Origin of the sequence: Chryseobacterium sp. SIMBA_028 (assembly GCF_046535285.1) — a bacterium.
Taxonomy (GTDB): domain Bacteria; phylum Bacteroidota; class Bacteroidia; order Flavobacteriales; family Weeksellaceae; genus Chryseobacterium.
This window is the reverse complement of record NZ_JAWRWZ010000388.1, coordinates 1-264: the sequence shown is the minus strand read 5'-3', so window position 1 is coordinate 264 and position 264 is coordinate 1. Positions and strand designations below refer to the sequence as shown.

The following is a 264-nucleotide window of genomic DNA, read 5'->3' as shown; positions in this document are numbered from 1 at the left end:
GATGGACACCGGAAAGGAAGCAGGCCTCACAACGGTAGATGTTGCCGATCCCTGCCAGCTTGCGTTGGTCCAACAGAGCGAACCCCACCGGGACGTCCGGTTCGGCCTGGAGCCTGCGCAAGGCTTCCGCCTCGTCCCAATCCGGGCCGAGCAAGTCCGGCCCTAGGTGGCCGACGATCTTGTCCTCATCGGCGGTCGGAACCACTTCCAGGATGCCTAAGGAAAAGCCGACGGCATCTGCTGAGACGGTCCGGAGAACACAAC

At 62.9% G+C, this 264-nt stretch carries 1 pseudogene; it reads right to left on the bottom strand.

Annotated features, from left to right (window positions below):
- Window positions 1-264: pseudogene (locus tag SCA31_RS23865) on the bottom strand (DNA glycosylase); the annotation flags it as partial.